This is a genomic window from Vibrio sp. JZG10 (genome assembly GCF_054064075.1).
Genome location: NZ_JBSUGE010000003.1, coordinates 227631 through 253117, shown reverse-complemented (window position 1 = coordinate 253117; position 25487 = coordinate 227631). Strand labels below are relative to the sequence as shown.

23 protein-coding genes are annotated in these 25487 nt (G+C 44.4%); 19 read left to right on the top strand and 4 right to left on the bottom strand.

Going from position 1 to position 25487, the window contains the following annotated elements:
• Window positions 1-7 precede the first annotated feature (7 nt).
• Entirely contained in the window at window positions 8-1186 is a 1179-nt protein-coding gene (malE, locus tag ACWYVB_RS05960; protein WP_005375272.1) for a maltose/maltodextrin ABC transporter substrate-binding protein MalE, read from the bottom strand.
• Between the two features lie 672 nt (window positions 1187-1858).
• Between malE and malK the strand changes: the two genes are divergently transcribed.
• The 17 genes from malK (at window position 1859) to ACWYVB_RS05875 (ending at window position 19995) form a co-directional block, all read left to right on the top strand.
• Window positions 1859-2977 (top strand): maltose/maltodextrin ABC transporter ATP-binding protein MalK, encoded by a 1119-nt coding sequence (malK, locus tag ACWYVB_RS05955; protein ID WP_005375271.1) that lies wholly within the window; start codon window positions 1859-1861, stop codon window positions 2975-2977.
• A 423-nt stretch (window positions 2978-3400) separates the two neighbouring features.
• On the top strand, window positions 3401-4801 hold the full coding sequence (locus tag ACWYVB_RS05950; RefSeq protein WP_005392488.1) for an undecaprenyl-phosphate glucose phosphotransferase: 1401 nt from the start codon (window positions 3401-3403) through the stop codon (window positions 4799-4801).
• Window positions 4802-4811: 10 nt separating this feature from the next.
• Window positions 4812-6017 carry an outer membrane beta-barrel protein gene (locus ACWYVB_RS05945; protein ID WP_258615133.1) on the top strand — a complete coding sequence of 402 codons (1206 nt, stop codon included), beginning with the start codon at window positions 4812-4814 and terminating at the stop codon, window positions 6015-6017.
• Between the two features lie 33 nt (window positions 6018-6050).
• Window positions 6051-6563, top strand: coding sequence for a polysaccharide biosynthesis/export family protein (locus tag ACWYVB_RS05940; RefSeq protein WP_225311846.1), 513 nt, complete (start codon window positions 6051-6053; stop codon window positions 6561-6563).
• 15 nt (window positions 6564-6578) lie between these two features.
• On the top strand, window positions 6579-8759 hold the full coding sequence (locus ACWYVB_RS05935; RefSeq protein WP_181869474.1) for a GumC family protein: 2181 nt from the start codon (window positions 6579-6581) through the stop codon (window positions 8757-8759).
• Window positions 8737-9546, top strand: a complete 810-nt coding sequence (locus tag ACWYVB_RS05930; RefSeq protein WP_074189858.1) for a putative capsular polysaccharide synthesis family protein — start codon at window positions 8737-8739, stop codon at window positions 9544-9546. Before ACWYVB_RS05935 ends, ACWYVB_RS05930 begins: the two co-directional genes overlap by 23 nt.
• A gap of 2 nt (window positions 9547-9548) precedes the next feature.
• On the top strand, window positions 9549-10601 hold the full coding sequence (locus tag ACWYVB_RS05925; RefSeq protein WP_006742216.1) for a glycosyltransferase: 1053 nt from the start codon (window positions 9549-9551) through the stop codon (window positions 10599-10601).
• The gene (locus ACWYVB_RS05920; protein WP_457528340.1) at window positions 10567-11820 is read left to right on the top strand and encodes an O-antigen ligase family protein; all 1254 of its coding nucleotides are present in this window, start codon (window positions 10567-10569) and stop codon (window positions 11818-11820) included. Before ACWYVB_RS05925 ends, ACWYVB_RS05920 begins: the two co-directional genes overlap by 35 nt.
• A 15-nt stretch (window positions 11821-11835) precedes the next feature.
• Window positions 11836-12669 carry a putative capsular polysaccharide synthesis family protein gene (locus ACWYVB_RS05915; RefSeq protein WP_047008449.1) on the top strand — a complete coding sequence of 278 codons (834 nt, stop codon included), beginning with the start codon at window positions 11836-11838 and terminating at the stop codon, window positions 12667-12669.
• Complete coding sequence (locus ACWYVB_RS05910; RefSeq protein WP_074189856.1) at window positions 12666-13697, top strand: glycosyltransferase family 4 protein; 1032 nt, start codon at window positions 12666-12668, stop codon at window positions 13695-13697. The genes ACWYVB_RS05915 and ACWYVB_RS05910 overlap by 4 nt, the downstream gene beginning before the upstream one ends.
• Before the next feature lie 8 nt (window positions 13698-13705).
• Window positions 13706-15013, top strand: coding sequence for an oligosaccharide flippase family protein (locus ACWYVB_RS05905; protein WP_005392477.1), 1308 nt, complete (start codon window positions 13706-13708; stop codon window positions 15011-15013).
• Between the two features lie 2 nt (window positions 15014-15015).
• Window positions 15016-15414 (top strand): VanZ family protein, encoded by a 399-nt coding sequence (locus ACWYVB_RS05900; RefSeq protein WP_074189855.1) that lies wholly within the window; start codon window positions 15016-15018, stop codon window positions 15412-15414.
• A 64-nt stretch (window positions 15415-15478) separates the two neighbouring features.
• A complete protein-coding gene (gene yqfB, locus ACWYVB_RS05895) occupies window positions 15479-15799 on the top strand; it encodes a N(4)-acetylcytidine aminohydrolase (protein WP_005392475.1) in 321 nt (106 codons plus the stop codon).
• 50 nt (window positions 15800-15849) lie between these two features.
• Complete coding sequence (locus ACWYVB_RS05890; RefSeq protein WP_457528337.1) at window positions 15850-16449, top strand: TetR/AcrR family transcriptional regulator; 600 nt, start codon at window positions 15850-15852, stop codon at window positions 16447-16449.
• A gap of 149 nt (window positions 16450-16598) precedes the next feature.
• Window positions 16599-17633 (top strand): NADP-dependent oxidoreductase, encoded by a 1035-nt coding sequence (locus tag ACWYVB_RS05885; RefSeq protein ID WP_065645713.1) that lies wholly within the window; start codon window positions 16599-16601, stop codon window positions 17631-17633.
• 15 nt (window positions 17634-17648) lie between these two features.
• Window positions 17649-18266: a glutathione S-transferase family protein gene (locus tag ACWYVB_RS05880; protein WP_074189854.1), complete on the top strand. Its 618-nt coding sequence runs from the start codon at window positions 17649-17651 to the stop codon at window positions 18264-18266.
• A gap of 289 nt (window positions 18267-18555) precedes the next feature.
• Window positions 18556-19995, top strand: coding sequence for a catalase (locus ACWYVB_RS05875; RefSeq protein WP_074189853.1), 1440 nt, complete (start codon window positions 18556-18558; stop codon window positions 19993-19995).
• A gap of 164 nt (window positions 19996-20159) precedes the next feature.
• Here the strand turns inward: ACWYVB_RS05875 and ACWYVB_RS05870 are convergent, their stop codons facing one another.
• Entirely contained in the window at window positions 20160-21038 is an 879-nt protein-coding gene (locus ACWYVB_RS05870; protein ID WP_074189852.1) for an NAD(P)-dependent oxidoreductase, read from the bottom strand.
• A gap of 180 nt (window positions 21039-21218) precedes the next feature.
• Complete coding sequence (locus tag ACWYVB_RS05865; protein ID WP_139059223.1) at window positions 21219-23090, bottom strand: fructose-specific PTS transporter subunit EIIC; 1872 nt, start codon at window positions 23088-23090, stop codon at window positions 21219-21221.
• A gap of 267 nt (window positions 23091-23357) precedes the next feature.
• On the opposite strand from ACWYVB_RS05865, the gene ACWYVB_RS05860 reads away from it, so the two are divergent.
• Window positions 23358-23660, top strand: coding sequence for a PTS fructose transporter subunit IIB (locus ACWYVB_RS05860; protein WP_074189850.1), 303 nt, complete (start codon window positions 23358-23360; stop codon window positions 23658-23660).
• Between the two features lie 8 nt (window positions 23661-23668).
• Complete coding sequence (locus ACWYVB_RS05855; RefSeq protein ID WP_074189849.1) at window positions 23669-24445, top strand: PTS sugar transporter subunit IIA; 777 nt, start codon at window positions 23669-23671, stop codon at window positions 24443-24445.
• Between the two features lie 34 nt (window positions 24446-24479).
• Here ACWYVB_RS05855 and ACWYVB_RS05850 read toward each other — a convergent pair whose 3' ends face one another.
• Window positions 24480-25322, bottom strand: coding sequence for a helix-turn-helix transcriptional regulator (locus tag ACWYVB_RS05850; RefSeq protein WP_006742228.1), 843 nt, complete (start codon window positions 25320-25322; stop codon window positions 24480-24482).
• Window positions 25323-25487: the final 165 nt, after the last annotated feature.

Here is a 25487-nt window from a genome sequence, read left to right as displayed (position 1 = left end):
TACTTAATTATTTAGTCATTTGTTTTTCTGCGTCTGCCAATGCTGCATCGACAGTTTGACGACCATCAACTACGTTGATGATTGCGTTCTTAGCCGCGCCCCAGAATGCGTTCATTTGAGGAATGTTTGGCATAATTTCGCCGTTCATCGCGTTGTCCATTGTCGCAGCGATACGAGTATCTGAATCTAGTTCACGTTGGAACGAGTTAAGCGCTACCGCACCTAGAGGCTTATCGTTGTTAACCATACGTAGGCCGTCGTTTGTTAGTAGGTAGTTCTCAATGAACTCAACCGCTAGGTCTTTGTTTGGAGACGCAGTGCTGATACCAGCCGTTAGAACACCAACGAATGGCTTAGAAGATTGACCTTGGAACTTAGGTAGCGTAGTCACGCCGTAGTTAACGCCAGACTTCTCGATGTTGCCCCAAGACCATGGACCGTTGATCGTCATCGCTGTCTTGCCTTGGTTGAATGCAGACTCAGATACTGAGTAGTCCATATCTGCAGAAATTACGCCTTTGTCTACCAAGCCTTTTACGAAGCTCATTGCGTCTTTAACGCCTTCTTTCGCGATACCAGCGTCTTTAACATCGTAACCTTCAGAAGTGTATTTGAACGCGTAGCCGCCATCAGCAGCCATTAGTGGCCAAGTGAAGTACGGTTCTTTTAGGTTCCACATGATTGCAGACTTGCCGTCTTTTTTAAGTTTTGCATCTAGCGCTGCAACTTCTTCCCAAGACTTCGGTGGGTTTGGAACTAGGTCTTTGTTGTAGATTAGAGATAGAGACTCAACCGCAACTGGGTAGCCGATCAATTTGCCGTCGTAACGTACTGCATCCCAAGCGAAATCAACAATACCTTCTTGAATGTTCTTAGAAGGTTTAATTTCTGCTAGCAGGCCAGCTTCTGCGTAACCACCGAAACGGTCGTGAGCCCAGAATACGATGTCAGGACCGTCACCAGTCGCTGCAGTTTGAGGGAATTTGTCTTGAAGGCCATCTGGGTGAGCCACTGTCACTTTAATGCCAGTGTCTTCTTCGAATTTTTTACCAACTTCAGCAAGGCCGTTGTAACCTTTGTCGCCGTTGATCCAGATAGTAAGTTGTCCTTCTTCGATGGCAGCATTAGCACCAAAAGAACCCAAAGCAACAAGAGTACCTAGTGCTACAGCGCTTAACTTTTTCATGTTCGTATCCTTTTTATATTTTTGATGTAGGGCTAGTCCATTGAGGTTCAGCCGTATTTCGACATATATCATCTGAAATAATCCAATATGTCTCATCCTCCTAATCCCTACGCCCTTACAATTATGACGTATTTTCGTGATCTAAATCGCCAAGGGTAAGAGACTCAAATCACAAAACGGATACTTCCTGTGATCGGTTTCAACTTTAGGTGGTGCAATAATGTGATTTCCGACCAACTGCTTTATTCCTCCTCCTTTTTTACTCCTCCCTACCTACTCCCCCTACAATTATTTCTATTAGGAGGATGTCGCACCTCGTACAATCTTACAAACTTCAGTCATCCAAGAGTGGATGGTAAGAACCCTTTCCCAGCAGTGCCTACGTATTAGGAAAAAGATTTGCTGGTTTTGCATTGCCAGACGAGTGGAATGTCATTATTGGTGTTGTTTGTGGTAATTATTTCACGGGGGAGACAACACGAATAATGTGGGGGAGAGAAACTCGTACTTGGCTATGATGGGTAGCACTTCTATTCAGGACATTTTATTGAAGTGCTACCCTACTTTTCTTACCAACCGCAATAACTTACCGATTCCTACTGTTACTGCTCGCTAGATAATTCATATAATGATGAGCGGTGAATAATAAAAAATTGATCGAGGACGAGCTACATGGCGAGTGTCACGTTAAAAAATGTTTGTAAAGCGTATGGCGACGTACTGATTTCTAAGAACGTAGACCTAACAATCAACGAAGGTGAATTTGTTGTTTTCGTAGGTCCATCAGGTTGTGGTAAATCTACCCTTTTACGTTGTATTGCCGGTCTTGAAGACATTACTTCAGGTGATTTGTATATTGGTGACCAGCGCATGAATGACGTCGAACCATCCAAACGTGGTGTTGGTATGGTATTCCAGTCTTACGCTCTTTACCCACACCTTAACTTATATGACAACATGTCATTTGGCTTAAAACTAGCAAAAGCAGACAAAGCAGAAATCGACAAACGTGTTGAACAGGCTGCAGAAATTCTACAACTGGGTCACTTACTTGAACGCCAACCAAAAGCGCTTTCAGGTGGTCAGCGTCAACGTGTGGCTATCGGTCGAACACTGGTATCGCAACCTAATGTATTCCTTCTGGATGAACCACTATCAAACTTGGATGCCGCACTGCGTGTAAACATGCGTGCGCAAATCACTAAGCTACAACGTCAACTTGGTTGTACCATGATCTACGTAACGCACGATCAGGTAGAAGCAATGACAATGGCAGATAAAATCGTTGTACTAGACGGCGGTTATGTATCGCAAGTTGGTAAGCCGCTTGAGCTTTACCATTACCCACAAAACCGCTTTGTAGCAGGCTTTATCGGTTCTCCGAAAATGAACTTCATGAGCGTATTCATTGATGAAGTAGAAGCAGAGCGCGTCAAAGTTCAACTATCTAATGGCGTATCTTTCTGGATTCCAGTGGATGGCACGACGGTTAACCGTGGCGACCGCATGTCTTTAGGCATTCGCCCTGAGCACCTATTATCCGCTTCTGAAGCTGATGCAAGCATTCACGGTGAAGTGATGATTGTTGAGAAGCTAGGTAACGAAACTCAAGTATACCTAAACCTAGAAGGTGCGGACGCGGACGTTATTTTCCGTCAGCCTGACACGCTCGCAGTCGATACCGGCGATAAAATCGAGATTGGTATTCCAGCACACCGTTGTCACCTGTTCCACAGTGATGGTCGTGCATGCCGCCGCCTATACAAAGAAAACGGCGTAGAAGTCGAATAATTCTTTCGTCCTGATTCACAATAAATCCCTCTCACTTGAGAGGGATTTTTTTATCCTAATAAATATAAGTAATTCGATACTAAATCATTAATCGTTAACGAATAAGATCACCCGTTTCTTCTACCTTTACATAAACCATTGTCTTTGTACTGATACTTCATTTTTAATACTTTTCCTCATCCCTCATGAGTAAGTACCAGCTTTTTCCTAACCCGCCAAACTTAGCCAAAGGTCTAAATTTCATTCTTATTTCCACTTACCTCAACAACGCAAATTTTTACACTTATCAACGAAATTACACGTGACAAAAAACTCAGAAGCATTCAACAGAATGCTCTGTTCACCAACTACTAATAACGCTCACGACACGGCAATTGGGGGAGACACCCAAGGGCGGTAGCGTGTAAGAAGGGAAACTGAGTCATGAAACAAAAAGGACTTATCCGCTCTCACGAGATGGAGTTCGCTTTTTTATATCGCATCTCAGATCTTGCTGTCATCGTCTCTTTTATGCTGCTTTTAGTGTTCAAAGACATGAATACTGCGATGGGGAAAGATTACGTCATACTGGCTTTTGTTGGAGGCATCTCCTTTCTATTTATGGCAGAAAGCGGCAACCTGTACCGCTCTTGGCGAACCAGTTCGTTTAAAGAGCAGATGATTATTGTCTGTGTGGCCTGGGCAGTAACTTCCGCGCTTATCTTTATTGTTCTGTATTTTTCGGAAGTCTATGACTTATTTGATAACACTATTCTGGCATTGTGGTTTGCGATTACGCCCGCTCTACTTTTGGCATGGCGAGTGACATTCCGTACCGGATTAGCCTATTTAAGAAAAAAAGGATTCAACACTCGTACTGCAATAATCATCGGCCAAACTCCTCACGGCATTACCCTTGCTAACGAAATTCAAAACCACACTGAACACGGTGTACTTTTTGATGGCTTTTACGATGAGCGTTCTTCCGACAGATTGCCAAATTCTGCTTACCCTATTAAAGGGGCAGTTGACCACGCTCTTGAGCGAGCCAAAAAAGGGGAAGTGGATTACGTCTATATCGCAATGCCAATGCACGCAAAAGAACGTATTGCATCGCTTCTTAACCAATTCTCAGACACCACCGCAAATACGTATCTGATTCCCGACTTCTTTACCTATAACCTTTTGCATTCTCGTTGGGCGCAAATCGGCCAAGTTCAAACGCTCAGCGTATTTGATACGCCATTTGCTGGAATTTCTTCCTGGGTAAAACGGTTTGAAGACATCTTGTTTTCGAGCATTATTTTAGCCTTGATCTCTCCAGTCCTGCTCACCATTGCGATTGGCATTAAGCTGACCTCTAAAGGTCCGGTCATTTTTAAACAGCATCGTTACGGCCTCGATGGACGCAAGATTGAAGTCTGGAAATTCCGTTCAATGACCACTATGGATCAAGGCCCTCACGTGAAACAGGCGACAAAGAACGACCCACGCATTACGCCTTTTGGTGGTTTTCTGCGTCGTACCTCTTTGGACGAACTACCTCAATTTATCAATGTACTGCAAGGGACCATGTCTATTGTTGGTCCACGCCCTCACGCCGTGGCGCACAATGAAGAGTATCGCCAGATTGTTGACCGCTACATGCTACGTCACAAAGTAAAACCAGGCATTACTGGCTGGGCGCAAATTAATGGCTATCGCGGCGAAACCGACACCTTAGAAAAAATGGAAAAGAGAGTCGAATTTGATTTGGATTACATCCACCACTGGTCGGTTTGGATGGACATCAAAATCATCTTCATGACCGTTTTCAAAGGGTTCACTGGTGCTAACGCTTACTAAGGTTGAGATTATGAAGAAACTGACAATGGCAATAGCATTGAGTCTGTTTTCAACTGGCTTACTCGCAGAACCGATGGCTTACCAAACCGAGTCTGGCATTGAGTTTATTCCCCTCGTAAGAACTTTCTACGAGGGCGATGACAACATCAACAAAGCGGAGGAATCCGGCAATGTAGAATCGGTCAATATTTGGGGTATAGAGCCAAGCTTATTAGCACGTATAGAAAGGAATCGCTATCGCGCAGATATTTTATACAAGTTGAAAGCAGGTTTTTCATCCGATGACCGCAACGACTTCGACGATCATACCTTTCAGTTTTCCAACTTTTTTGAGTTCAATCATCGTCATCGTTTAGTGGTTGATTATCGTTTTCGCGCCCAGCATGAAATTAGAGGGGAAGACATTACCGAAGGTAATGGTAGCGCAATAGACTCACCAATTGAGTTCAACCGTAACGATATCAAAACCAATTATGTCTTTGGCTCTAACGGTGCAAAAGGCAGACTCGAATTCGGTTTAGGCTACAGTGATAAAACCTATCAAAACTACCGTGACGGCTTGCCTGGGCACACAAACGCTAAAACAAAATACAACGATTTTCGAGCCCCCAATGCGCACTTGGAATTCTATTTAAGGGCGACGCCAAGAACCTATTGGTTGGTTGGGACAAAACAAATAGTAACCGACTATCAGCACCGAAATTCTTCGCAACCATCCAAAGATAACAACACCAGTTTCTATTACACCGGTGCCGAATGGGAAGTCACAGGAAAAACCAAAGGCATCGCTCGACTCGGTTATCAAATCAAAGATTTTGACAGCGCTCACCGAGAGACATTTAAAGGCTTTAGTTGGGATATCGGCTTTGAATGGCTACCTCAAGAACAAACTCTAGTCAGCGTGAAAACCACTCAAGCGGCAGTTAACCCAGATCAAGATGGCGATTACAACCTACAAACTCGTTATCGACTGAACCTCAAGCACGATTGGAATAGTTACCTTGCAACTCGCTTAGGTGCTATTTATCAACAAGATGATTACACGGGGATCACCAGAAACGACGATCGCTACACTCTATCTTTTGGTATCGATTATCAGACCAAACGTTGGATACAGCTGCAAGCCGATTGGCAATACCAAGATAAAACCTCTAACCGACCAGGTTATAGCTTTGAACAAAACATTTGGACTTTAAGCGCACAGTTTTCTCTGTAACAAGGATTATTAATGAAGTCATTCATCACATTCATGAGCGTCGCGTTATTGCTATTTAGCACCTTGGTCAACGCTGACTCAAGCAAAGAAGATTACTTACTCGACACGGGCGATACCATTTCCGTGCAGGTCTATGGTGAAGAAGACCTTACGATTAAAAATATTCTAATAACGTCAGATGGCTATTTTGATTACCCCTACCTTGGCCGAATCAAAGCAATCAAAAAAACACCGAAACAACTCAAGTACGAAATAGAAACGGGCTTAAAAGGCGATTATCTCATCAACCCAAAAGTGATGGTCACCATCAATAACTTTCGTCTGTTTTACGTCAATGGCGAAGTCAGGAAACCAGGTGGATTTGAATATCGACCAGGATTAACTATCGAAAAGGCCATCGCTTTAGCTGGTGGCTTGACCGACCGAGCCTCACGCAAAGGCATTAACCTCACCAAACATAAAACGGGTCAAACGATAGAGGGTGTCAGTATGCACCGCAACGTTGAGCCTGGTGACATTGTATTTATCGACCAGAGCTTCTTTTAAGTGACAGGGAATCAAATGAACGGGACTCATCCAAATAATCTCCAGATGAACAAAGTAGAACTGATTCGTTTTGGTCATCACTTTAAAGCGATTAAAAAGAATTGGCTAAGCATCGCAGCTTTCACGCTTCTGTTTTCATTAACTTGTACTTGGTATATCTACTCCAAAGCATCGATATACCAAGCTACAGCAACGCTACTCATCCAAGAAGAGCAAAAAAGCGCCCTTTCAATCGAGGAAGTATATGGCGTCGACACGACAAAAAAAGAGTACTTTCAAACGCAAATCGCCATTTTAAAATCGAATCATATTGCAGATAAGGTCATTAGAGAGCTGAACCTAACTCAACTACCGGAGTTCACACGCTCAGGTGGATTAAATCAAAAGATCGACCAAATAAAGTCGATCCCTTTTGTTCAAGACCTACTGAATGTGGCACCAAGCCCAAAAGAAACCGCCCAGTTTTCAGAGTCCTATTATCAAGCGCTTCAAGCTTTCAGAAGTAAACTCGATATTGAGCCGGTACGTAACACCCAATTAGTCAGAATTCGCTTTCGTTCTACCGATCCTAAGCTTGCGACGACAATCGCCAACGCTGTCGGCCAAGCCTACATTGACGCAAATTTTGAAGCCAAATTGGTCGTTACACAAAATGCGGCCACTTGGTTGACAAATAACTCACAAAAATTGGAGGAGCGATTACGTAACTCTGAGCAAGCACTGCAAGAATTCTTGTTAAAAGAAGGGTTGATCGATATAAACGGTATTGATGAAATTTACGCAAATGAGCTAGAAGAACTCACTCGCAAGCTGAATGTCGCTGTTAATAAGCGTATTGAAGCACAGACGTTAATCCAACTGTTAAGACGTAAATCTTCACAAAGTTTAGACAGCTTGCTGTCAATTGATGAATTCGCTAATCAAGCGCAGATCCGCGACCTAAAATTATCGGAAGCCCAGGCAGCCAAAAATCTCTCTGAGCTGGCACAGCGCTACGGCCCCAAGCATGACCGAATGATTCAGGCGAAAGCGCAGCTTGCAGAAATTCAAGCAAGAACCCAGCAACTCATTCGTGACATTTCCTTTAGCAAACAACAAGACCTTCTTGCTGCAAAAGCGCAAGAGGACATGCTTAGAGCAGAACTCGATAACAAAAAGGCCGATTTCCAATCGTTAGGGTCACAAAAAGCGCGTTACGAGCAGTTAAAACGCGAGGTTGAATCCAATAAGGCACTCTATGAAGCGTTCTTAAATCGTGAGAAAGAGACCAACGCCACCAGCGACTACAAGAATGTCACTGCACGTTTTACTGACAAAGCCATCATTCCTCTATTCCCGGTGGCACCACAACGAATCAAACTGGTACTGATTGCCACCTTTTTTGGCTTTGCCATTGCTTGCGCTCTGGTCATCATCTTAGAAACGATGCGAGAAGTTATCCGAAGCACAGCCGATGTGCAGGAAAAACTTGGTGTTACGTGTTTAGGTGTGATTCCTATGGTCAAAAAACGCAATTTGCGTAAAAACGGCGTCAGTTATACCGCATATTTAGATGATGAAGAAAAGCTATTTAGTGAAGCTTGCCGCTCCGTCAGAACCTCGCTTCTGCTCAGATTAACCAACACGAAGCAAAAGATATTGCCCTTTACCTCTGCTATTCCAGAAGAAGGAAAAACATCGACCAGTATCAATATGGCGGTGTCGTTTTCAAAAATGGAAAAGGTATTGATCATCGACTGCGATTTACGCCGACCTTCCATCGCAAAACGGTTTGGTATTGCTGAATCAAGCCCAGGCTTAACGCATATCCTGACTATGGATACGCCAATCAAAGATTGTGTTACACATATAAAAGAAGCCAACTTAGATGTATTACCAGCAGGCCTAATTCCGCCAAACCCACAGGAACTGCTAGCTTCTGATCGCTTTAAAAAGTTGCTCGAACATTTTCAAAATAAGTATGACCGGATCATTATCGATACACCGCCCCTACTGTCAGTGAGTGATGCACTTATTCTTGGTCAGTATGCCAATGGTCTGATTACCGTCATTCGCTCAGAATCGACAAAATCATCACTGGTTAACCTTGCGTTATCTAAACAAATACAACACTCAGTTCCATCTCTTGGCGTCTTAATCACACAAGCCAAGACTAAGGAAGGAGAAACGCTTTATGTCCAGAAATACGCCTACTAACTCAAACGCATCTTGGTACCAAACGTTGAAAAGCCAAGAACAACCGGTATTGATCTATCAAATGGGCAAAGTAGGTTCGAGTGCATTAGAGCATTCCATTCCTAACTCGGTTCACTTGCACGATCTCATGACTGTCGATGCGAAAAAACAGATATCCCCTGTCAGAGCGCAATTGCATAAACCTCAGATCAATGCGTTAAAGCGACGACTCAAGCGCATAGCGATGAGCCGTATGTTAAAGCGCAAGAAAAAAGTTCGAATTATCTCGCTGGTGCGTGAACCGATCGGACGAAATGTTTCAATGTTCTTTCAAGCACTTCCGTTTTGGATGGCGGACAAATATCTAAAAGATGACAGCGCAATACGTACCGAACGACCGCAATTACTCCAAGAGGCATTTGATAAGCACATGAATCATCAATATGCGCTGCAGTGGTTTGACAACGAGATCAAACAACTAACAGGGATTGATGTGTTTAACGAACCTTTTAATCACGAAGTAGGCTATCAGACATACCATAACAATAACTTTTCACTGTTGGTCATTCGAAGTGACAAGCTAAAGCAGGCTAACTCCGCAGTTGAAGGCTTTTTAGGTTACCCCGTGGATGTTGTTTATGAAAATCAGTCAGACAACAAATGGTACTCGCCACTAATGAAAGAATTCAAAACGCAATTTCAACCTACACCCGAGTACGTTGAAGAAATGCTGAATTCTAAATTGACGAAGCACTTTTTCTCAAATGCAGAAATCACCGACCTTAAACAGCAATATCTGACCAATTAATCATGAAAACCAAGATTCTACATATTATTAATGATCTTTCTCAGAACGGCGGTGCTCAGAAGTTCTTAGTCGACCTTGTTTTAGAACATAAGCCTGAATACGAAATCAAAATTTTGGTCTTGTGTGATGAAAATGATTACTTACCAACGCTATCCGCCCAAGGGATAGAGTGTTTTAACTGGCGCACTTTGTCATTGAGTGAGAAATACTGTTTGCTGCGTTGGCCGCATGTCGTTCACGGGCACCTCTACCCTTCCATTTATCTAGCGCTATTGGCGGTAGGTAAAAAACGAATCCAGACTGAGCACTGCTCTTACAACCGTCGACGTGACTATCCGTTGTTTAAGTTCATGGAATATGTCTTGTATTGGGGCCACGACTTGACGGTCAGTATTAGTGAAAAAGTACAAGATGAACTGGTGAAGTTCATGCCTCGCTACCAACATAAATATCACGTGGTGCACAATGGCGTTGATTTAAAAAGGTTTCCTATGATGCCGAAGTGCGCCAGCCACCTGATCGACAAACCAGTCATCAAGATTGGCATGGTGGGCCGACTTCACCAACATAAAGATCATGAAACGCTTATCCAAGCACTTGTCCATTTACCAAGACGATACGAGCTCCATCTTGCTGGAGATGGCGAAAAAAAATCGCCACTGCAAGCATTGGCAACAAAGCTCAACGTCACGCAACGTGTTCACTTTCATGGGGTAGTTTCTGATGTTCCAGCGTTTTTGAACGACATGGACATTTACGTGCAATCATCGCATGTCGAAGGCTTTGGCTTGGCGGCGGTTGAGGCCATGGCAGCAGGCTTACCCGTATTATCATCGGACGTACCCGGTTTGGATGACGTCACCGGACGTGCCGAATATTTATTTCAGGTTGGTAACTCAAATGAGCTGAGCCAGAAAGTGCTCCAGCTGTGTGAAAGTGTTGAGCGGTATGACGCTGCAAGTCAATACTCAGTCAATAGGGCCTCTCTCTACACCATCGATAAATTTCGTGAAGGTTACTATGGAATCTACCAGCAGCTTTGCACCAACAAATAGCTCCGCGCCATCGAGCCATCGAGCCTCATGGTTTGCAGCATGCCTATTAGCATTGTTCTTTATTCCTATGAAGTTTCGTGCTGGAGGAATAGCACTAGCACCATCAGACATCGTAAGTCTTTTGTCCATTGGTTTTACAGCGTTAGTGGTATTGGAAGGAAAAGCTGAAAAACTCATGCATCCCTGCATGGGGTTCCTCGTATTGTTCACTGGGTATGTGTTCTTAAATGGCCTGCTAAATCGCGTCCCCCTAATGCCGCTAGTTATAGAAACCGTGCAATGGCTGGCGATTCTCTGCTTGCTTAGCCTAATGTACGCCTATGGCGTGTTTGATGATGAATGGGTAATGGTTTATTTCACTTATCTGCTGTTTTTCATCTGTACGCTCGTTGCCTTATGGCACTTTGCTCAAGGCTATCAAAGCGGGTTTAAGTTACTCGGGGTAAGTAAATACGGGTTCGGTGTACTTTGCTCACTACTGTACCTTTATCGGGATAAAATTCGCGCTTTCCACCTTTTGATGCTCGTTGCTTTGGTATTACTGGTGTTGTCGCAAGAAAGAAAAGCACTACTTGGTTTTTGTCTGCTTTTCTTCTTTGACCAGCTGCTCGTAAAAAACCTGATGAGAAAATCGCTTAATGAAACGTATACGTGGACCATTTTATTGGCCTTAAGCTTTATGGTGTTCACTGCCGTCGCAACTACACTCTATGTTGGGTTTGAAACGTTAGCAGACACATTGGAAATAACCCAAGAAGACGTCTTATTTGCCAACCAAAGTGAAGCTCGCTGGGTGTCGAACCTTCATAGAAAACTCTTACTTGCCAATGGGTTAGATATTTTACTTCAACACCCTATTTTAGGTGTCGGCGCGAAGATGCTGCCCAACTTTATGATCAGTTACTTTAACTATGATGAGCTGGCGATCTACACCCACAACTTTGTGTTAGATACCGCAATTGAATACGGGTTGCTCGGTATCGCCCTATTGTTTGGTGGTTATTTTCTGTTTATTCGCTTTTGCTTCCGTAGTCTCAATGACAACAGAAAAAGCCTCTTACTCGCGATATACGCCCTCATCATGGTGTTCTTCGTTGCGGTAAATACCACCATCATTTTAATACTCTTATTTCCCGTCATGATAAGCATGAGCCGCGAGTCAACGGTCAACACCATTGCTCATACTTTTCCGGTAAACCATCACCACGAATTTGAATAATCAAGGATAGGATAGATGAAGTATTCAATCTCTCGACAATTTGAAAAGAACCGAGAACTCCAAGCTGACAATTTTGTTTTAGTTTACCAAATGGGCAAAGTTGGCTCATCGTCAATTGAGCACACGCTGGGAGAAAGAAATATCCCAAGCTATCACATCCACACCTTTGATGATCACGAAGAATTTCACATGTATCACAATAAAAAAGACGTGAGTAAATTTTTCGATTTCAAAAACCGTGCGCTCTACCGCTTAGTGCTCAAGCAACGAAAACGTATCTTACAAAAACGCGAACAGATCAAAATCGTCACACTGGTCCGTGATCCAATCGCAACTGTCTTTTCTCGTTTCTTTCAAGACCTCCATTTGCAATTTATCGAAGGCAAAAAGAATGATGCAATTCACCGAGATATGGCAGTCACGTATCAGCACCTCGAACATTGTTTCGATAACTATATCAATCTCAACTATTTTGCGAACTGGTTCGACAACGAGTTAAAACGTAACTTCAATATCGATGTGATGCGTCAAGAACTGGACAACACTCAACCTTTCTTCACATTCAAGAACGAGCAAGCCAACGTCATGCTAATCAAATGCGAAAAGCTCAGTTCTCTCGATAAAGAAATTGGTGAATTTCTCGGGCTGCAAGACTTCGTGCTGAAAAACAGCAATGAAGCGAAAAACAAGTGGTACTCCAATATCCACCAGCACTTTAAGCATCACTACGACTTTTCAAAGCTTTTCTATATGTACGATCTTCCCTTATATCGCCACGTTTATTCAGAACAAGAACGTGATGCTTTCAAGCATAAATGGATGCAGACACCAGGAACAAAATCATCATGAGAAAAGTACTCCATATTACAGAAGCCTTCGGAGGTGGCGTTCAAACCGCCCTCTATAGTTATGCTCACTCCTCTCGAGACGAACCCTATCAACATTTCTTGCTAGCCAGAGCTCGAGAAAACGACTTAACCAATGAGAACAACCATCATATTTTCACACAGACCAAATGGGTGGAAGGCGGCTTACTTCAATTTGTTCGCGATGCAAACCACATGATTGCATCACTTGCGCCTGACGTTGTGCATTTGCACTCGAGTAAAGCGGGATTTCTCGGGCGATTTCTAAAACTTGGCAAGGCGCGCTTGGTTTATACGCCGCACTGTTATGCTTTCGAACGTGAAGATATCTCCGAATTCGCACGCCAGCTCTATAGAGTGCTAGAGAAAGTAAAACTAAGCAAAATTGATGTGGTGGCAGGCTGTAGCCAACGAGAATGTGACTTGGCGATTAGCATTGGCGCGAAACGTGCTGAACTGCTCAACAACTACGTGTCCTATCAAAGTGAAGAGCGTTTATTGCGAAACAGACAAGAAGCGCTGCGACTCGTTGTGCTTGGTCGTGTCGCCCCCCAAAAGGATCCGCAATTTCTCATCGACACATTGCAACACCTTAATCGATATGCGCTTAACCGCCCATTAGATATCACTTGGATAGGTGGCGGTGACAACACACTCGAACAAAAATTGCGTACAGAAAATGTGGATGTGACTGGCATGTTACCTCGTGATGAGGTGGTTAAAAAGCTCAAGGGTTCAGACCTTTACTTACATACTGCAGCATGGGAAGGGATGCCGTTAACTATTCTAGAAGCAGCCAAATTACATCTTCCTATGGTGATTCGAACTATCGGCGCGACCCAAGATCTCAACTACCCATTTTTAGCGCTAACACCTGAAGAAATGGCCAAGCAGATCGCGCACTGTGTCAATCATTATAATGAAATTGATTTTTGCCAATATACAACAGCGTTAAACGACGCCTTCAGTGAAGAAAAACAGCGCCTCGCACTCAATAATATTTACGGTTAAATACCTCTATGTTTCACACTATTCAACAAAAATTACTGTTGATGCCCAGCGGTAAAAAAAGCTTGCTATCTACTGGATTGAAAACCGCAATCACGCGTGTGTTGAGTGCGCTATTTGCTTTTTTACTAACACTGATTGTATCGAAGGCCAGTGACGCTTCGACTTCCGGTCAATTTTTCTTTTTATTCAACCTAGTCTCACTACTCGCGATCGTTTCTCAGCTAGGTTTTGATGTCTCATTAGTTCGCTACAATGCGATCGCCTTTAACAACAAAGAGACACTTCAACAAAGCCACAACTATAAAACTGCACTTTATCGAAGTATGGCGTTTTGCTTGCTGGCCATTGCCGTTTTGTTGGTAGGATTTAATCTGTTTCCTGAACAGCTAAACCAGACCCAATCGCCAATGCATGCGATTACTTTAGGCTTGTTCTGCATACCGTTTTTGGTGCTTGCACAGACCAACAGTCGTGTGCTTCAAGCATGTAGAAAGGTCGTGTCATCACTGTTTGCTTTACAGCTTGGCGTGAGTATGTTGATGGTCTTTTTTGTCTTTGGCTTGGACTATATCGGTCAGCAAAATATCAACAATCTGATGACCGCACTGCTTCTGGCGAGTATGAGCGTCGCGGTAATATCCAGTGTTAATTGGCTAGGTTCAGGTCAGTATCAGACATCGGCTTTCGTACCAAACAAAAAAATGGTCGCTTCTGCCAAGCAAGTCTGGATTGGCAGTATCTTCACGAACGTTCTTCAATGGGGAAGCCTTGTCATTGCGGGCTTTTTTATCTCAACAGCGGAACTCGGTTTATTAGCTGCAGCTCAACGTACATCACTACTGATTGGCTTTGTGCTGATTACCATTAACTTTGTGGTCGCCCCTATGTTTGCCTCTCTCTACAAAGAACGCCAAATGATCAAACTGCAAAGCCTGAGCCGTTTAGCTTGCCGAGCCAACGTTGGTTTGGCCATTGTGCCCGTGATTATTTGCACTCTATTCCCAGAGTTTGTGATGCGGTTTTTTGGTGAAGAGTTTCTTGCTGCTGCGCCACTGTTAGTCGTCCTGTCTTTAGGGCAGTTAGTCAATGTTGCGACTGGCTCTGTAGGGTTTTTATTACTCATGAGCGGTCACGAAAGAACCATGAAATACATTACAATTTCCTCCGGCACAATCTCTATCTGCTTGCTCATTGCGCTTTGCCAAACGTTCGGTGTTATTGGTGCAGCATGGGCGATGGCAATTGGCATGGCAATTCAGAATCTAGCAGCGTTGTACTTTGTAAAACGTTACTTAGGCTTCTTTCCAATAGGTTAATTATGGTTTCAATATTGACACGGATGAGTTTTGTTTTCGTTCTGGTGCTTACGGCTTCACTCTCTTTATGGAAAAGCTCTGACTTACACCATGCCACTTACCTGCAAATGGAAACCTACTTAGGTGGATCGAGTACGCTTCACTTTACCTTCAGTTTATTGATCGGCTTTTTATCGGTCTTCACCTTCCCCTCTTTGGTAAGCTCAAGTAAAGCCGACGTCTTTGGCATCCGCCTTTTGCTACTGCTGTTGGCTATCGTTTCAATGGAAGAAATAAGCCAACTTTTTATTCCAAGTCGCTCATTTAGTTTTGATGATCTCAGTACCAACTGGATAGGCATTATCTCGGGTTACTTTAGTGCCAAGTTGATTCGCGTCCTACGCACTCGCTCGTTCTCTTGAAATAAGCACCTCAAGGTTATTTGGGTATATAATTACGCCAAACAATCAGACTAACGAGTACATCATGTCATCCCACCCAACCAAGATTACCTTTTTTGAATTCTTAACCCCGTTGATCACATCAGGCAAAAAAACGATTACGATTCGAGATGAATCAGAAAGTCACTACGTTCCAAATACAGAGGTCGAAGTTTTTACCCTAGAGACGGATCGTAAAGTCTGCAACATCAAAATACGCTCTGTAGAACCACTCAACTTTGAAGATATCAATGAGTTTCATGCTGAACAAGAAGCCATCGAACTACCAAAACTCAAGCAGTTAATTCGAGAAATCTACCCAAATACCGACACGCTATTTGTGATTGAGTACGAGCTAATCAAATAACCCACAACAAACACTAGACGACTGGTCTAATTCATTCTATAGTACGCTTCATGAACGCAAAGACGAACGACACACGCCAACATATTCTCGACGTCGGATACGAGTTAATCGTAAACCGAGGGTTTACGAGTGTTGGCCTTTCAGAGCTTTTAAAAAAGGCCGCGGTGCCGAAAGGCTCGTTTTATCATTACTTCAAATCCAAAGAACAATTTGGTGAAGCGATGATTCAAGACTACTTTACTAAGTATTTTGAGCGTTTAAACGCACGCTTTACCAATACCGATCTGAATGGCTACCAACGCCTAATGAGCTACTTTGAAGAAATAGTCAAAGTAGAAGACGACGTATGTAATGCGAACAAATGTTTGTTGGTCAAGTTAAGTGCGGAAGTCTCCGATCTCTCAGAGTCCATGCGTCTAGCGTTACGCCAAGGTGCAGACAAAACCATTCAAGCAATGGCGGATTGCATTGACGTAGGCATTCAAGATGGCTCTATCCCAAATGGTGACAGTGCTTTATTGGCAAGGCAGATATACTACCTTTGGAACGGCGCAAGCTTGCTGAACAAACTGTATCAAGATCAGGCAGCATTAACGCAAAGTCTGACCTATACTCAACATCTACTGCAAAACACGCGAACTTGCCCATAGTAGGTAGCGTAAAAGTAAGATGAACACCCTACATGTGTTTCACAGTTGGTAATAACTCCTGTGATAGCACAATACACCTTCCCGCTCTATGAGCGGGATATTTTGAAATTAAAACTAGACGACCGGTCTAATCAATAAGTGAGATAAATATGACTAACGCAACAAATCGCAGAATCGTACTCGCGTCACGTCCCCACGGTGCACCAACAAAAGAAAACTTTCGTCTAGAAGAAGTGGCGAAACCGACTCCTCAAGATGGTGAGATGCTACTGAGAACCGTTTACTTATCTCTCGACCCATACATGCGCGGTCGCATGAGCGATGCCGAGTCATACGCCGACCCTGTTGCGGTTGATGACGTAATGATCGCTGGCACAGTTTGTCAGGTAGAAGCATCGAACCACCCAGATTATGAAGCGGGTGAATGGGTTCTTGCATACACTGTTGGCTGGCAAGACTACGCGCTCTCAACTGGTGAGATGGTGATTAAACTAGGCAAAGAACCACAAAACCCATCATACGCTCTAGGTGTTGCTGGCATGCCAGGTTTTACCGCGTATATGGGCTTGCTCGATATCGGTCAGCCAAAACCAGGTGAAACCATTGTGGTAGCAGCCGCGACGGGCCCTGTGGGCGCGACTGTTGGTCAAATTGGCAAAATCAAAGGTTGCCGAGTTGTTGGTATTGCAGGCGGAGAAGAAAAGTGCCGTTACGCCAAAGAAGTCCTTGGCTTCGATGAATGTATCGATCACAAAGCTGACGACTTTGCAGAGCAGTTGAAAAACGCCTGTGACCAAGGTATCGATGTTTACTTCGAAAACGTAGGTGGCAAAGTATTCGAAGCTGTAATGCCACTTCTGAATACCAGCGCACGTATCCCACTTTGTGGTTTGATTTCTCAATACAACGCAACAGAACTGCCTGAAGGTACCGACCATCTTCCATTGTTAATGGGTAAGCTGCTGACTAAACGAATCAAGGTGCAAGGCTTCATCATTTTTGATGACTACGGACATCGTTACGGTGAATTTGCGCAAGATATTAATCAATGGTTGGCAGAAGGAAAGATCCAATACCGTGAACATCTAGTACAAGGACTGGAGAATGCACCAGAAGCATTTATCGGTCTGTTGGAAGGTAAGAACTTCGGCAAGCTTGTAGTACAGATTAACGACCCATTATAAGGAAGGGATAAATAAATGATTAAACTTCACCATCTCAATCAGTCTCGCTCAAAGCGCATCATTTGGTTACTTGAAGAGCTAAATGTGGATTACGAAATCGTGCCTTATGTTCGTGACAAAGTGACCTTCATGGCACCGCCTGAGCTAAAGAACGTTCATCCGCTCGGTAAATCGCCCCTGCTTGAAGATGATGGCGAGTTCATCATTGAATCAGGCGCGATGACCGAATATTTGATTGAGAAGTACAGTGATGGTGCGTTGGCTCCTGAGCGTGGGACGAAGGCGCACACTGAGTACCTACAATGGATGCACTTTGCTGAAAGTTCAGCAATCTTACCAATGTTGTTAAAAATCTTTATCAGCAAAGAGCCAAACGAAACTCAATTTCTATCAGGCTATGCTGACAAAGAAGCGATGAACGTTCTGGGTTATTTCGAGCAATCGCTAGAAGGCAAAACTTACCTAGTAGAAGAACGTTTAACTGGCGCAGACATCATGATGTCATTTATTGTCGAGCTCGTGCATAAGTTCGGTTTGGCTGGTCACTTCCCGAATATTGAGCGTTATGGAAAACAACTCGCAACGCATCCAGCGTTTGAAAAAGCTGAGCAAATTGAAGTGAAGTACTCCTAATCATTCCGCCCCTTTGATGTTCAATAAAGCGATATCAAAGGGGCGATTTCCGACGTTAGCCTTGTCAACAAAGCGCAATTCATGCAAATGCCAGCGTCCTCTTTTTACCCTTTTCGCCAATACGTTAATAAACCAATCATAAAAATCAGCTAAGAATTTGATTCTAAGTTACTTTTCATCATCGTTACCACCTATTGAATTGATAAGCAGTATCAGTTTTTGCTTCCAGCTTTTCCGTAATAATCTTCTCTTCAGTTGCTAAGGTATTGATCCCTGGAGGGGAAGAAAAATGACAAATAAGAAATTAACCACCGCCGCAGGCTGTCCTGTCGCCCATAATCAAAATGTGATGACTGCAGGTCCTCGTGGTCCCCAACTACTGCAAGACGTTTGGTTCCTTGAAAAACTGGCACACTTTGACCGCGAAGTGATTCCTGAGCGTCGTATGCACGCCAAAGGCTCAGGCGCTTACGGCACCTTTACTGTGACTCATGACATCACAAAATACACTCGCGCGAAGATCTTCTCGGAGATTGGTAAAAAGACCGAACTATTTGCTCGCTTTACCACCGTTGCGGGGGAGCGCGGTGCCGCAGATGCAGAGCGCGACATCCGTGGTTTTGCGCTAAAGTTTTACACCGAAGAAGGCAACTGGGACTTGGTTGGTAACAACACGCCAGTGTTCTTCCTCCGTGATCCACTAAAATTTCCAGATCTAAACCACGCAGTAAAACGCGATCCACGCACCAACATGCGCAGCTCGACAAACAACTGGGATTTTTGGACATCACTACCAGAAGCATTCCACCAAGTTACGATCGTTATGAGTGATCGTGGTATTCCAGCGTCTTACCGTAATATGCACGGCTTCGGTAGCCACACATTCAGCTTTATCAACGCAGAAAACGAGCGTTACTGGGTGAAATTCCACTTTAAAACTCAGCAAGGCATCAAAAACCTGACTGACCAAGAAGCAGAAGCGATCGTAGGTAAAGACCGCGAAAGCCATCACCGTGACCTTTACGAAGCGATTGAGCGTCAAGACTTCCCTAAATGGAAGATGTACGTCCAGATCATGCCTGAGTTAGAAGCGGATGAAGTGAACTTCAACCCGTTCGACCTAACAAAAGTATGGTCACAAAAAGATTATCCATTGATCCCAGTAGGCGAGTTTGAACTGAACCGTAACCCAGAAAATTTCTATGCGGAAGTTGAGCAATCCGCGTTTAACCCGGCAGCTATCGTTCCTGGAATTGGCTTCTCACCAGACAAAATGCTGCAAGGCCGTCTGTTTGCATACGGAGATGCGCAGCGTTACCGCCTAGGTGTAAACCATCACCAAATTCCAGTTAACGCGCCTCGTTGTCCGGTACACAGCTACCACCGCGATGGCGCAATGCGCGTTGATGGCAACTTTGGTTCAACACTAGGTTACGAGCCAAACTACAAACAAGAATGGGCAGAGCAACCAGATTACTCTGAGCCACCTCTACGCATCAACGGCAATGCTGATCATTACGATCACCGTGTAGACGAAGACTACTTCAGCCAAGCGGGAGACCTATTCCGTCTGATGAGCGAAGAACAGCGTCAAACTCTATTCGACAACACCGCTCGTGCAATGGATGGTGTGCCAGACTTCATCAAAGAACGTCACGTTAACCACGCCTACCAAGCGGACGAAGCTTACGGCAAAGGCCTTGAGATTGCGCTAGGCTTAAACAAGTAAACGGACACTGCACCAGCAAATGCTGTGATAAGAAGACATAAAAAAGGAGGTGCCCCAAAGCACCTCCTCATTCAAGTTCGTTAGTCACACTAATGTTCAAGGGGAACTATTATGATCAACTTAAATTTCTTCAAGCTCTTTGATACCAAAGAACTGTTTATCTACTACTGATTCTTAGCGACGGCTTTAATCAGAACAGATGTATCCATGCGACCTAAACCATCGCGTTGAAGGTCTGCGTATTGCTCATCCACTTTCTTAGTCAGTGGGAGCTCCAGACCCACTCGCTCTGCTTCTTGCAGACAGAAGCCTAAGTCTTTGCGCATCCAATCAATCGCGAAGCCAAAATCAAACTTATCTTGCGCCATCGTCTTGGCGCGGTTTTCCATTTGCCATGACCCTGCGGCACCGTGCTTGAGTGTTTCAACTACTTGTTCAATATCCAAACCGGATTTCTGCGCGAGTAACAACGCTTCGCTCAAGCCTTGAAGCACACCACCAATACAGATTTGGTTTACCATTTTACAACGTTGACCTTGGCCATTTTCACCCAGAAGCGTCATTTGCTTCGCATATACGTCCATCACTGGAGCAACACGATCAAAAATGTCCTGCCCGCCACCACACATGATGGTTAGTACGCCATTTTCTGCGCCGGCTTGACCACCAGATACCGGAGCATCAATAAAGTGGTTACCATATTTGGTACAAGCGTCGGCCAACTCAACGGCTAAATCAGCGGAAGTCGTGGTGTGATCAACCAGTACCGCGCCTGCTTTTAGACCGACTAGAATGCCTTCTTCACCGTATACAACGCTGCGCACGTCATCGTCATTACCGACACAAGTAAATACGATATCGCAACCCTCTGCCGCTTCTCGCGGTGTCTCACACGCAATGCCGTTGTATTCTGCAGCCCATTTATCAGCTTTGGCTTTAGTGCGGTTGTATACTTTGGTTTCATATCCCGCTTTGCTCAAATAGCCCGCCATTGGGTAACCCATAACACCCAAACCAATAAATGCTACTCGTTGTTTTTCCATTGCACGCTTCCCTTAGTTCACCTGACTGAAATGTTTTGTAACATGCTACTAAAGAATTGAAAACATTACTCGTAATTTATCCTTCACTCGCGGCACAAATAAAAGCGAACCGCGATGTTGGAGTAAATACCAAAAGCATTCATCAGGGTCATCGAGGAGACATTTCTCAGAAGTTAAATGTTAAGACACTCTACGAGCTTGCAACAAAGCCGTGGCGTTCAACATGGCATCCTTGGTACTGACATCCAAAACTTGGATTTTTCGAAAGCGTTCCGGTTCTTTAATCGCCACATCGTGAGCAAAAATCACAAACTTGGCTTTCTCGATGTCTTTCTCGGTAATTCGGTTGATGACGCCATTCGCGCCTTGGGTCTCGACTTTAATCTTAATGCCGAGTGCACAAGCCGCTTTTTCCAATGACTTCGCCGCTAAGAACGTATGTGCCACACCTGATGGACAAGATGTGACCGCCAAAACATCCGCCTCACCTTCGCCTTGAACGGAACCATATACTTGAGAATGACCAGTGTAGCTTTCATCTTCGGTGACGGTTTTCTTTAGTGCAATCACGATCAACGCCGTGGTAACAGAGCCCGCAATCGTGCCGATGATGTAACCAATTTTTCCATCCACAACAGGGAGAACAATCCAACCGCCCCACGGTGCATGGTTCATTACGTGGAACATAAAGCCAATCACGTTACCGACGATGCCCCCCGCCACAATAGCGGGTAATACTCGTGCAGGGTCGCCAGCGGCAAAAGGAATCGCACCTTCGCTAATACCGATCATCCCCATAATACCTGCGGCTTTCCCCGCTTCGCGTTCATCTCGCTTGAATTTACTCGGCGCCAAAAACGTGGCTAGTGCCATACCCAATGGCGGCGTACAAATCGCAATACCGACCCCGCCCATCAACCATGGTTGCGTGTTCACTTGGGTTTGAGCAAACAACGTCGCCACTTTGTTAATTGGGCCGCCCATATCAAACGCGGTCATTGCCCCAAGCACAGTTCCGAGCATCACTTTGCCTGACCCCGCCATGCCTGTCAGCACCTCGTTCATGGTGGTCATTGCGCTGGCTATCGGAGCACCTATCACCCACATCACCGCGCCGCAAGTAACAAACGTACCGACTAGCGGATAAATAAAAATCGAGCCAAGCGAACTCATGCTGTCTGGTAGCTGAATTTTCTTTAATAGCCAAACGACAAAGCCAGCAAAAAAGCCGACCACAATCGCACCTAAAAAACCCGTATTGTAATGACTTACCGCAATCCAAGATCCAATCATACCCGGCGCAAGGCCCGGCTTGTCGGCAATGGAATAAGCAATGTATCCGCCAAGAACGGCAGTAAACAATGTCAGACCAGCAATCCCCATTTGGGCAATATCGGCCAGAATGCCCTCTTGTGGTACACCACCGTGACCAGAGATCATCACCGACAACGACAACAACACACCGCCCGCAACGATAAACGGGATCATGTGAGATGTGCCAAACAGCAGGTGCTCTTTAATGCGACCAAGTTTTTGCGCCCAAGGGCTTAGGGGTTCTGATGTAAATTCTAAAGAAGTTGGGAGAAATTCATTGGATTGGGTTTGAATATCAGTCAGCATCTCAAGCGCTTCTTCTCGCGATTGAGCCAACTTGAGCTTTTCAACAAAGCCGTCTTCGATAATTTTGGTGGAAATTTGTGCCAATACTTCAATGTGATGATGATCATCACCATCTGGGGACGCCAGCATGAAAAACACATCGGACAGCTCGCCATCTTCGGCGCCATAATCAATCCCATTACGGCTGATCCCGACCGCGACAGCTGGTTGCGCTACAGCATCACTTTTGGCATGAGGGATCGCAATACCATCATCAAATCCTGTGTTACCGATCTCTTCTCGTTTCCAGATATCTGCCAAGAACTGGCTTTGACTATTGAGCTTGCCGGCAGCCTCTAGCATCTCGACCAGCTCTTTGAGCGCTTCATCTTTGGTTTGAGCTTTTAGATCTAAACATATCGTTTCCAGCTCAATTAGGTTTGTGATGTCCATTGTTTTACCTTCCAATATTCACGCTCGAATATATACCCAAGTGAGTTTGAGATATAGGATCCCCTGGCTCGTATGCGTTCCTACTCATTTGACTTGGGCATAGATTAACCAGTGCCTACCCTTTGATATATAGGACTAAAAGTGCATTAACTGGATTAATGTAACATGAGATTCAAACTGTGATAGAGCTCTTGCGTTAATCCAGCTCAAATCAATTCAATCTGCGGTGGCTGTGCTAATATCCACAAAAAATAAAATGGATAGAACATGAAAATCGTAGCGGTGACAGCATGCCCTACAGGCATCGCTCATACTTATATGGCAGCAGATGCACTAATGAAAGCTGCGCCAAAACATAACGTGCAAATTAAAGTAGAAACGCAAGGTGCGATGGGGATAGAAAATCAGCTCACTCCTCACGATATCGCTCAAGCGGATCGGGTTTTGATCGTGTCGGATATTGAGATAGAACAACCTGGCCGATTCGAAGGGACGCGCAAAATTCAAATCCCCATTGAAGTGGTTTTGCTGAACGTCGACAAAGTATTCCTCGTCCACTGCCGCGACTAAATTTGCAGATGAACGAATACCAAATCACCTTTTTCGTCGATAATGCAAATGCCAGTGCGCACGTTGCTCAGCCACTCAATCGAGTGGCAAAGAAGTTCAAAAGTACCTTACATATCATTAATGTAACGCAAAATCGTGTTGCGGAACTCACCAAGTCCGTGGCGATTTTGCAAGCAGGTCTACAACAAGGTGATTTGTGTCAAATCACAGCGATTGGCATTGACGCAGAGTTGGCCTGCTTCGTCATCAAAGACATGATTGCTGAACACTTTACGGTGGTGGGATCTCATATCAACTATGAGTTTTCTAGCCAACTGGCCGAGCGTTTACCGCAAATTTGCCCACCTTGTGAAATCAAATGGCACTACGCCAAAGCGCATACCGCGCTCACCAAGTTTGAATGCCTTAAAGGATTAGCTCAGCTGATCCACCCCATTCATCCCGACGAACTGATTCTTGCTTTTATTAAACGCGAAGAACGTTCATCAACTTGCGTGACTCCGGGGATCGCTCTCCCACATGTGATGTTTTCAGGTGTTGACCATATTTCTATTGCCGTTATTGCGAATGAAAAGTCGATGGATTGGGCTTCGAAGATGGGTGATGTTCATCTGGCTATAGCACTGGTGATGCCAGAAAAGCCGACCCGAGAACAGATCATTGCGGCCACTAATCTCACACGAAATCTGCTTACCGATCAAATGGCGGAACGCCTACTACTAACAAAAAGCAGCGTCGACTTACAAGCGCTGCTGATGTACGCCATGTCGAGGCTGCTCGCCTAAACTTCTCTATGATTTACGCACTCTGACTGAAGGCTTAAATCGAACCACGATATTCCGTCGGCGTTCTGCCTGTACGATTCTTAAATACTCGGCAGAAATAGTTCACGTCTTTAAATCCACAGCGCACTGACACGTCATTGAGTTTGAAGTTGTATTTCTTGAGCATAAACTTCGCACGATCCACGCGTACCCAAGTAATGTAGTCTGCCAAGGTCATGTGCCCCTGCTGACGGAACAAGCGCGACAAATGGTTCGAGGAAATACTGAATCTCGACGCAATGCTGTCACGTGTGATTGGGCGATGGAAGTTCTCTTGAATGTAGATACAAATCCCTTGATAGAGATCTTGTACACGGCTATGTGACTGCTGCTCGACTGGAGCATCCAACATCGTCTTCGCGTATTGCAGTAATGCTTGCAGTAAAAGCTCATCCATTGGTTTTTTAGTATTCTCACGAGCCAGTGAGCTCAACGCTTCTAAGATGTTATCTATCGCAAATCCTGAGCGTGTTTGGATGCTATGCTTTTGAATATCGTAAAAGTTTGCCTCACCTTTGCGTTTGCTCACCAAACTTAACCCAAGTTGTCGACGCCCAAACAAAATACTTAACACTGAGCAATCGGTATCCCAGTCTGGTTTATTCCAACAGTTGGGTGGAATAAATATCGCGTCGCCTTTTTTAGCAACGATGTGCGTTACTTTTCGATCATGACTTTCCATTTCATTAATATATTCCCCATCCAGAACCAACTCTAGGCGAGGGAAATTAACTTGATAGCTAAATTCAGGAGGCGTATGAAAATCTCCTGCAAACCAAATATTATGAAATGGCTCTCTTTCATTTAATACCGCTGAAATTAAATCATGAAAAATCATTGTTTCACACTCTATATATGCATCAATGATGCTATTTACTATAGATATACACCGGACTGGACTTTTGTGCTATTGAGCAAAATCACACTTCCATTTTTATGTTACAAAAATCCAGTTAACGCATCAATTTTCCAGCAACAAAAACTTTATCAATAACACTCAATC

Excerpts from the sequence above, each read along its gene's own strand:
- ACWYVB_RS05940 (WP_225311846.1), top strand. The coding sequence starts at position 6,051 with ATGAGCGTCGCGTTATTGCTATTTAGCACCTTGGTCAACGCTGACTCA.
- ACWYVB_RS05865 (WP_139059223.1), bottom strand. The coding sequence starts at position 23,090 with ATGGACATCACAAACCTAATTGAGCTGGAAACGATATGTTTAGATCTA.
- ACWYVB_RS05950 (WP_005392488.1), top strand. The coding sequence starts at position 3,401 with ATGAAACAAAAAGGACTTATCCGCTCTCACGAGATGGAGTTCGCTTTT.
- ACWYVB_RS05935 (WP_181869474.1), top strand. The coding sequence starts at position 6,579 with ATGAACGGGACTCATCCAAATAATCTCCAGATGAACAAAGTAGAACTG.
- ACWYVB_RS05880 (WP_074189854.1), top strand. The coding sequence starts at position 17,649 with ATGATTAAACTTCACCATCTCAATCAGTCTCGCTCAAAGCGCATCATT.
- ACWYVB_RS05925 (WP_006742216.1), top strand. The coding sequence starts at position 9,549 with ATGAAAACCAAGATTCTACATATTATTAATGATCTTTCTCAGAACGGC.
- ACWYVB_RS05920 (WP_457528340.1), top strand. The coding sequence starts at position 10,567 with ATGGAATCTACCAGCAGCTTTGCACCAACAAATAGCTCCGCGCCATCG.
- ACWYVB_RS05860 (WP_074189850.1), top strand. The coding sequence starts at position 23,358 with ATGAAAATCGTAGCGGTGACAGCATGCCCTACAGGCATCGCTCATACT.
- ACWYVB_RS05875 (WP_074189853.1), top strand. The coding sequence starts at position 18,556 with ATGACAAATAAGAAATTAACCACCGCCGCAGGCTGTCCTGTCGCCCAT.
- ACWYVB_RS05905 (WP_005392477.1), top strand. The coding sequence starts at position 13,706 with ATGTTTCACACTATTCAACAAAAATTACTGTTGATGCCCAGCGGTAAA.
- ACWYVB_RS05855 (WP_074189849.1), top strand. The coding sequence starts at position 23,669 with ATGAACGAATACCAAATCACCTTTTTCGTCGATAATGCAAATGCCAGT.
- ACWYVB_RS05890 (WP_457528337.1), top strand. The coding sequence starts at position 15,850 with ATGAACGCAAAGACGAACGACACACGCCAACATATTCTCGACGTCGGA.
- malK (WP_005375271.1), top strand. The coding sequence starts at position 1,859 with ATGGCGAGTGTCACGTTAAAAAATGTTTGTAAAGCGTATGGCGACGTA.
- yqfB (WP_005392475.1), top strand. The coding sequence starts at position 15,479 with ATGTCATCCCACCCAACCAAGATTACCTTTTTTGAATTCTTAACCCCG.
- ACWYVB_RS05915 (WP_047008449.1), top strand. The coding sequence starts at position 11,836 with ATGAAGTATTCAATCTCTCGACAATTTGAAAAGAACCGAGAACTCCAA.
- ACWYVB_RS05885 (WP_065645713.1), top strand. The coding sequence starts at position 16,599 with ATGACTAACGCAACAAATCGCAGAATCGTACTCGCGTCACGTCCCCAC.
- ACWYVB_RS05945 (WP_258615133.1), top strand. The coding sequence starts at position 4,812 with ATGAAGAAACTGACAATGGCAATAGCATTGAGTCTGTTTTCAACTGGC.
- malE (WP_005375272.1), bottom strand. The coding sequence starts at position 1,186 with ATGAAAAAGTTAAGCGCTGTAGCACTAGGTACTCTTGTTGCTTTGGGT.
- ACWYVB_RS05910 (WP_074189856.1), top strand. The coding sequence starts at position 12,666 with ATGAGAAAAGTACTCCATATTACAGAAGCCTTCGGAGGTGGCGTTCAA.
- ACWYVB_RS05870 (WP_074189852.1), bottom strand. The coding sequence starts at position 21,038 with ATGGAAAAACAACGAGTAGCATTTATTGGTTTGGGTGTTATGGGTTAC.
- ACWYVB_RS05850 (WP_006742228.1), bottom strand. The coding sequence starts at position 25,322 with ATGATTTTTCATGATTTAATTTCAGCGGTATTAAATGAAAGAGAGCCA.
- ACWYVB_RS05900 (WP_074189855.1), top strand. The coding sequence starts at position 15,016 with ATGGTTTCAATATTGACACGGATGAGTTTTGTTTTCGTTCTGGTGCTT.
- ACWYVB_RS05930 (WP_074189858.1), top strand. The coding sequence starts at position 8,737 with ATGTCCAGAAATACGCCTACTAACTCAAACGCATCTTGGTACCAAACG.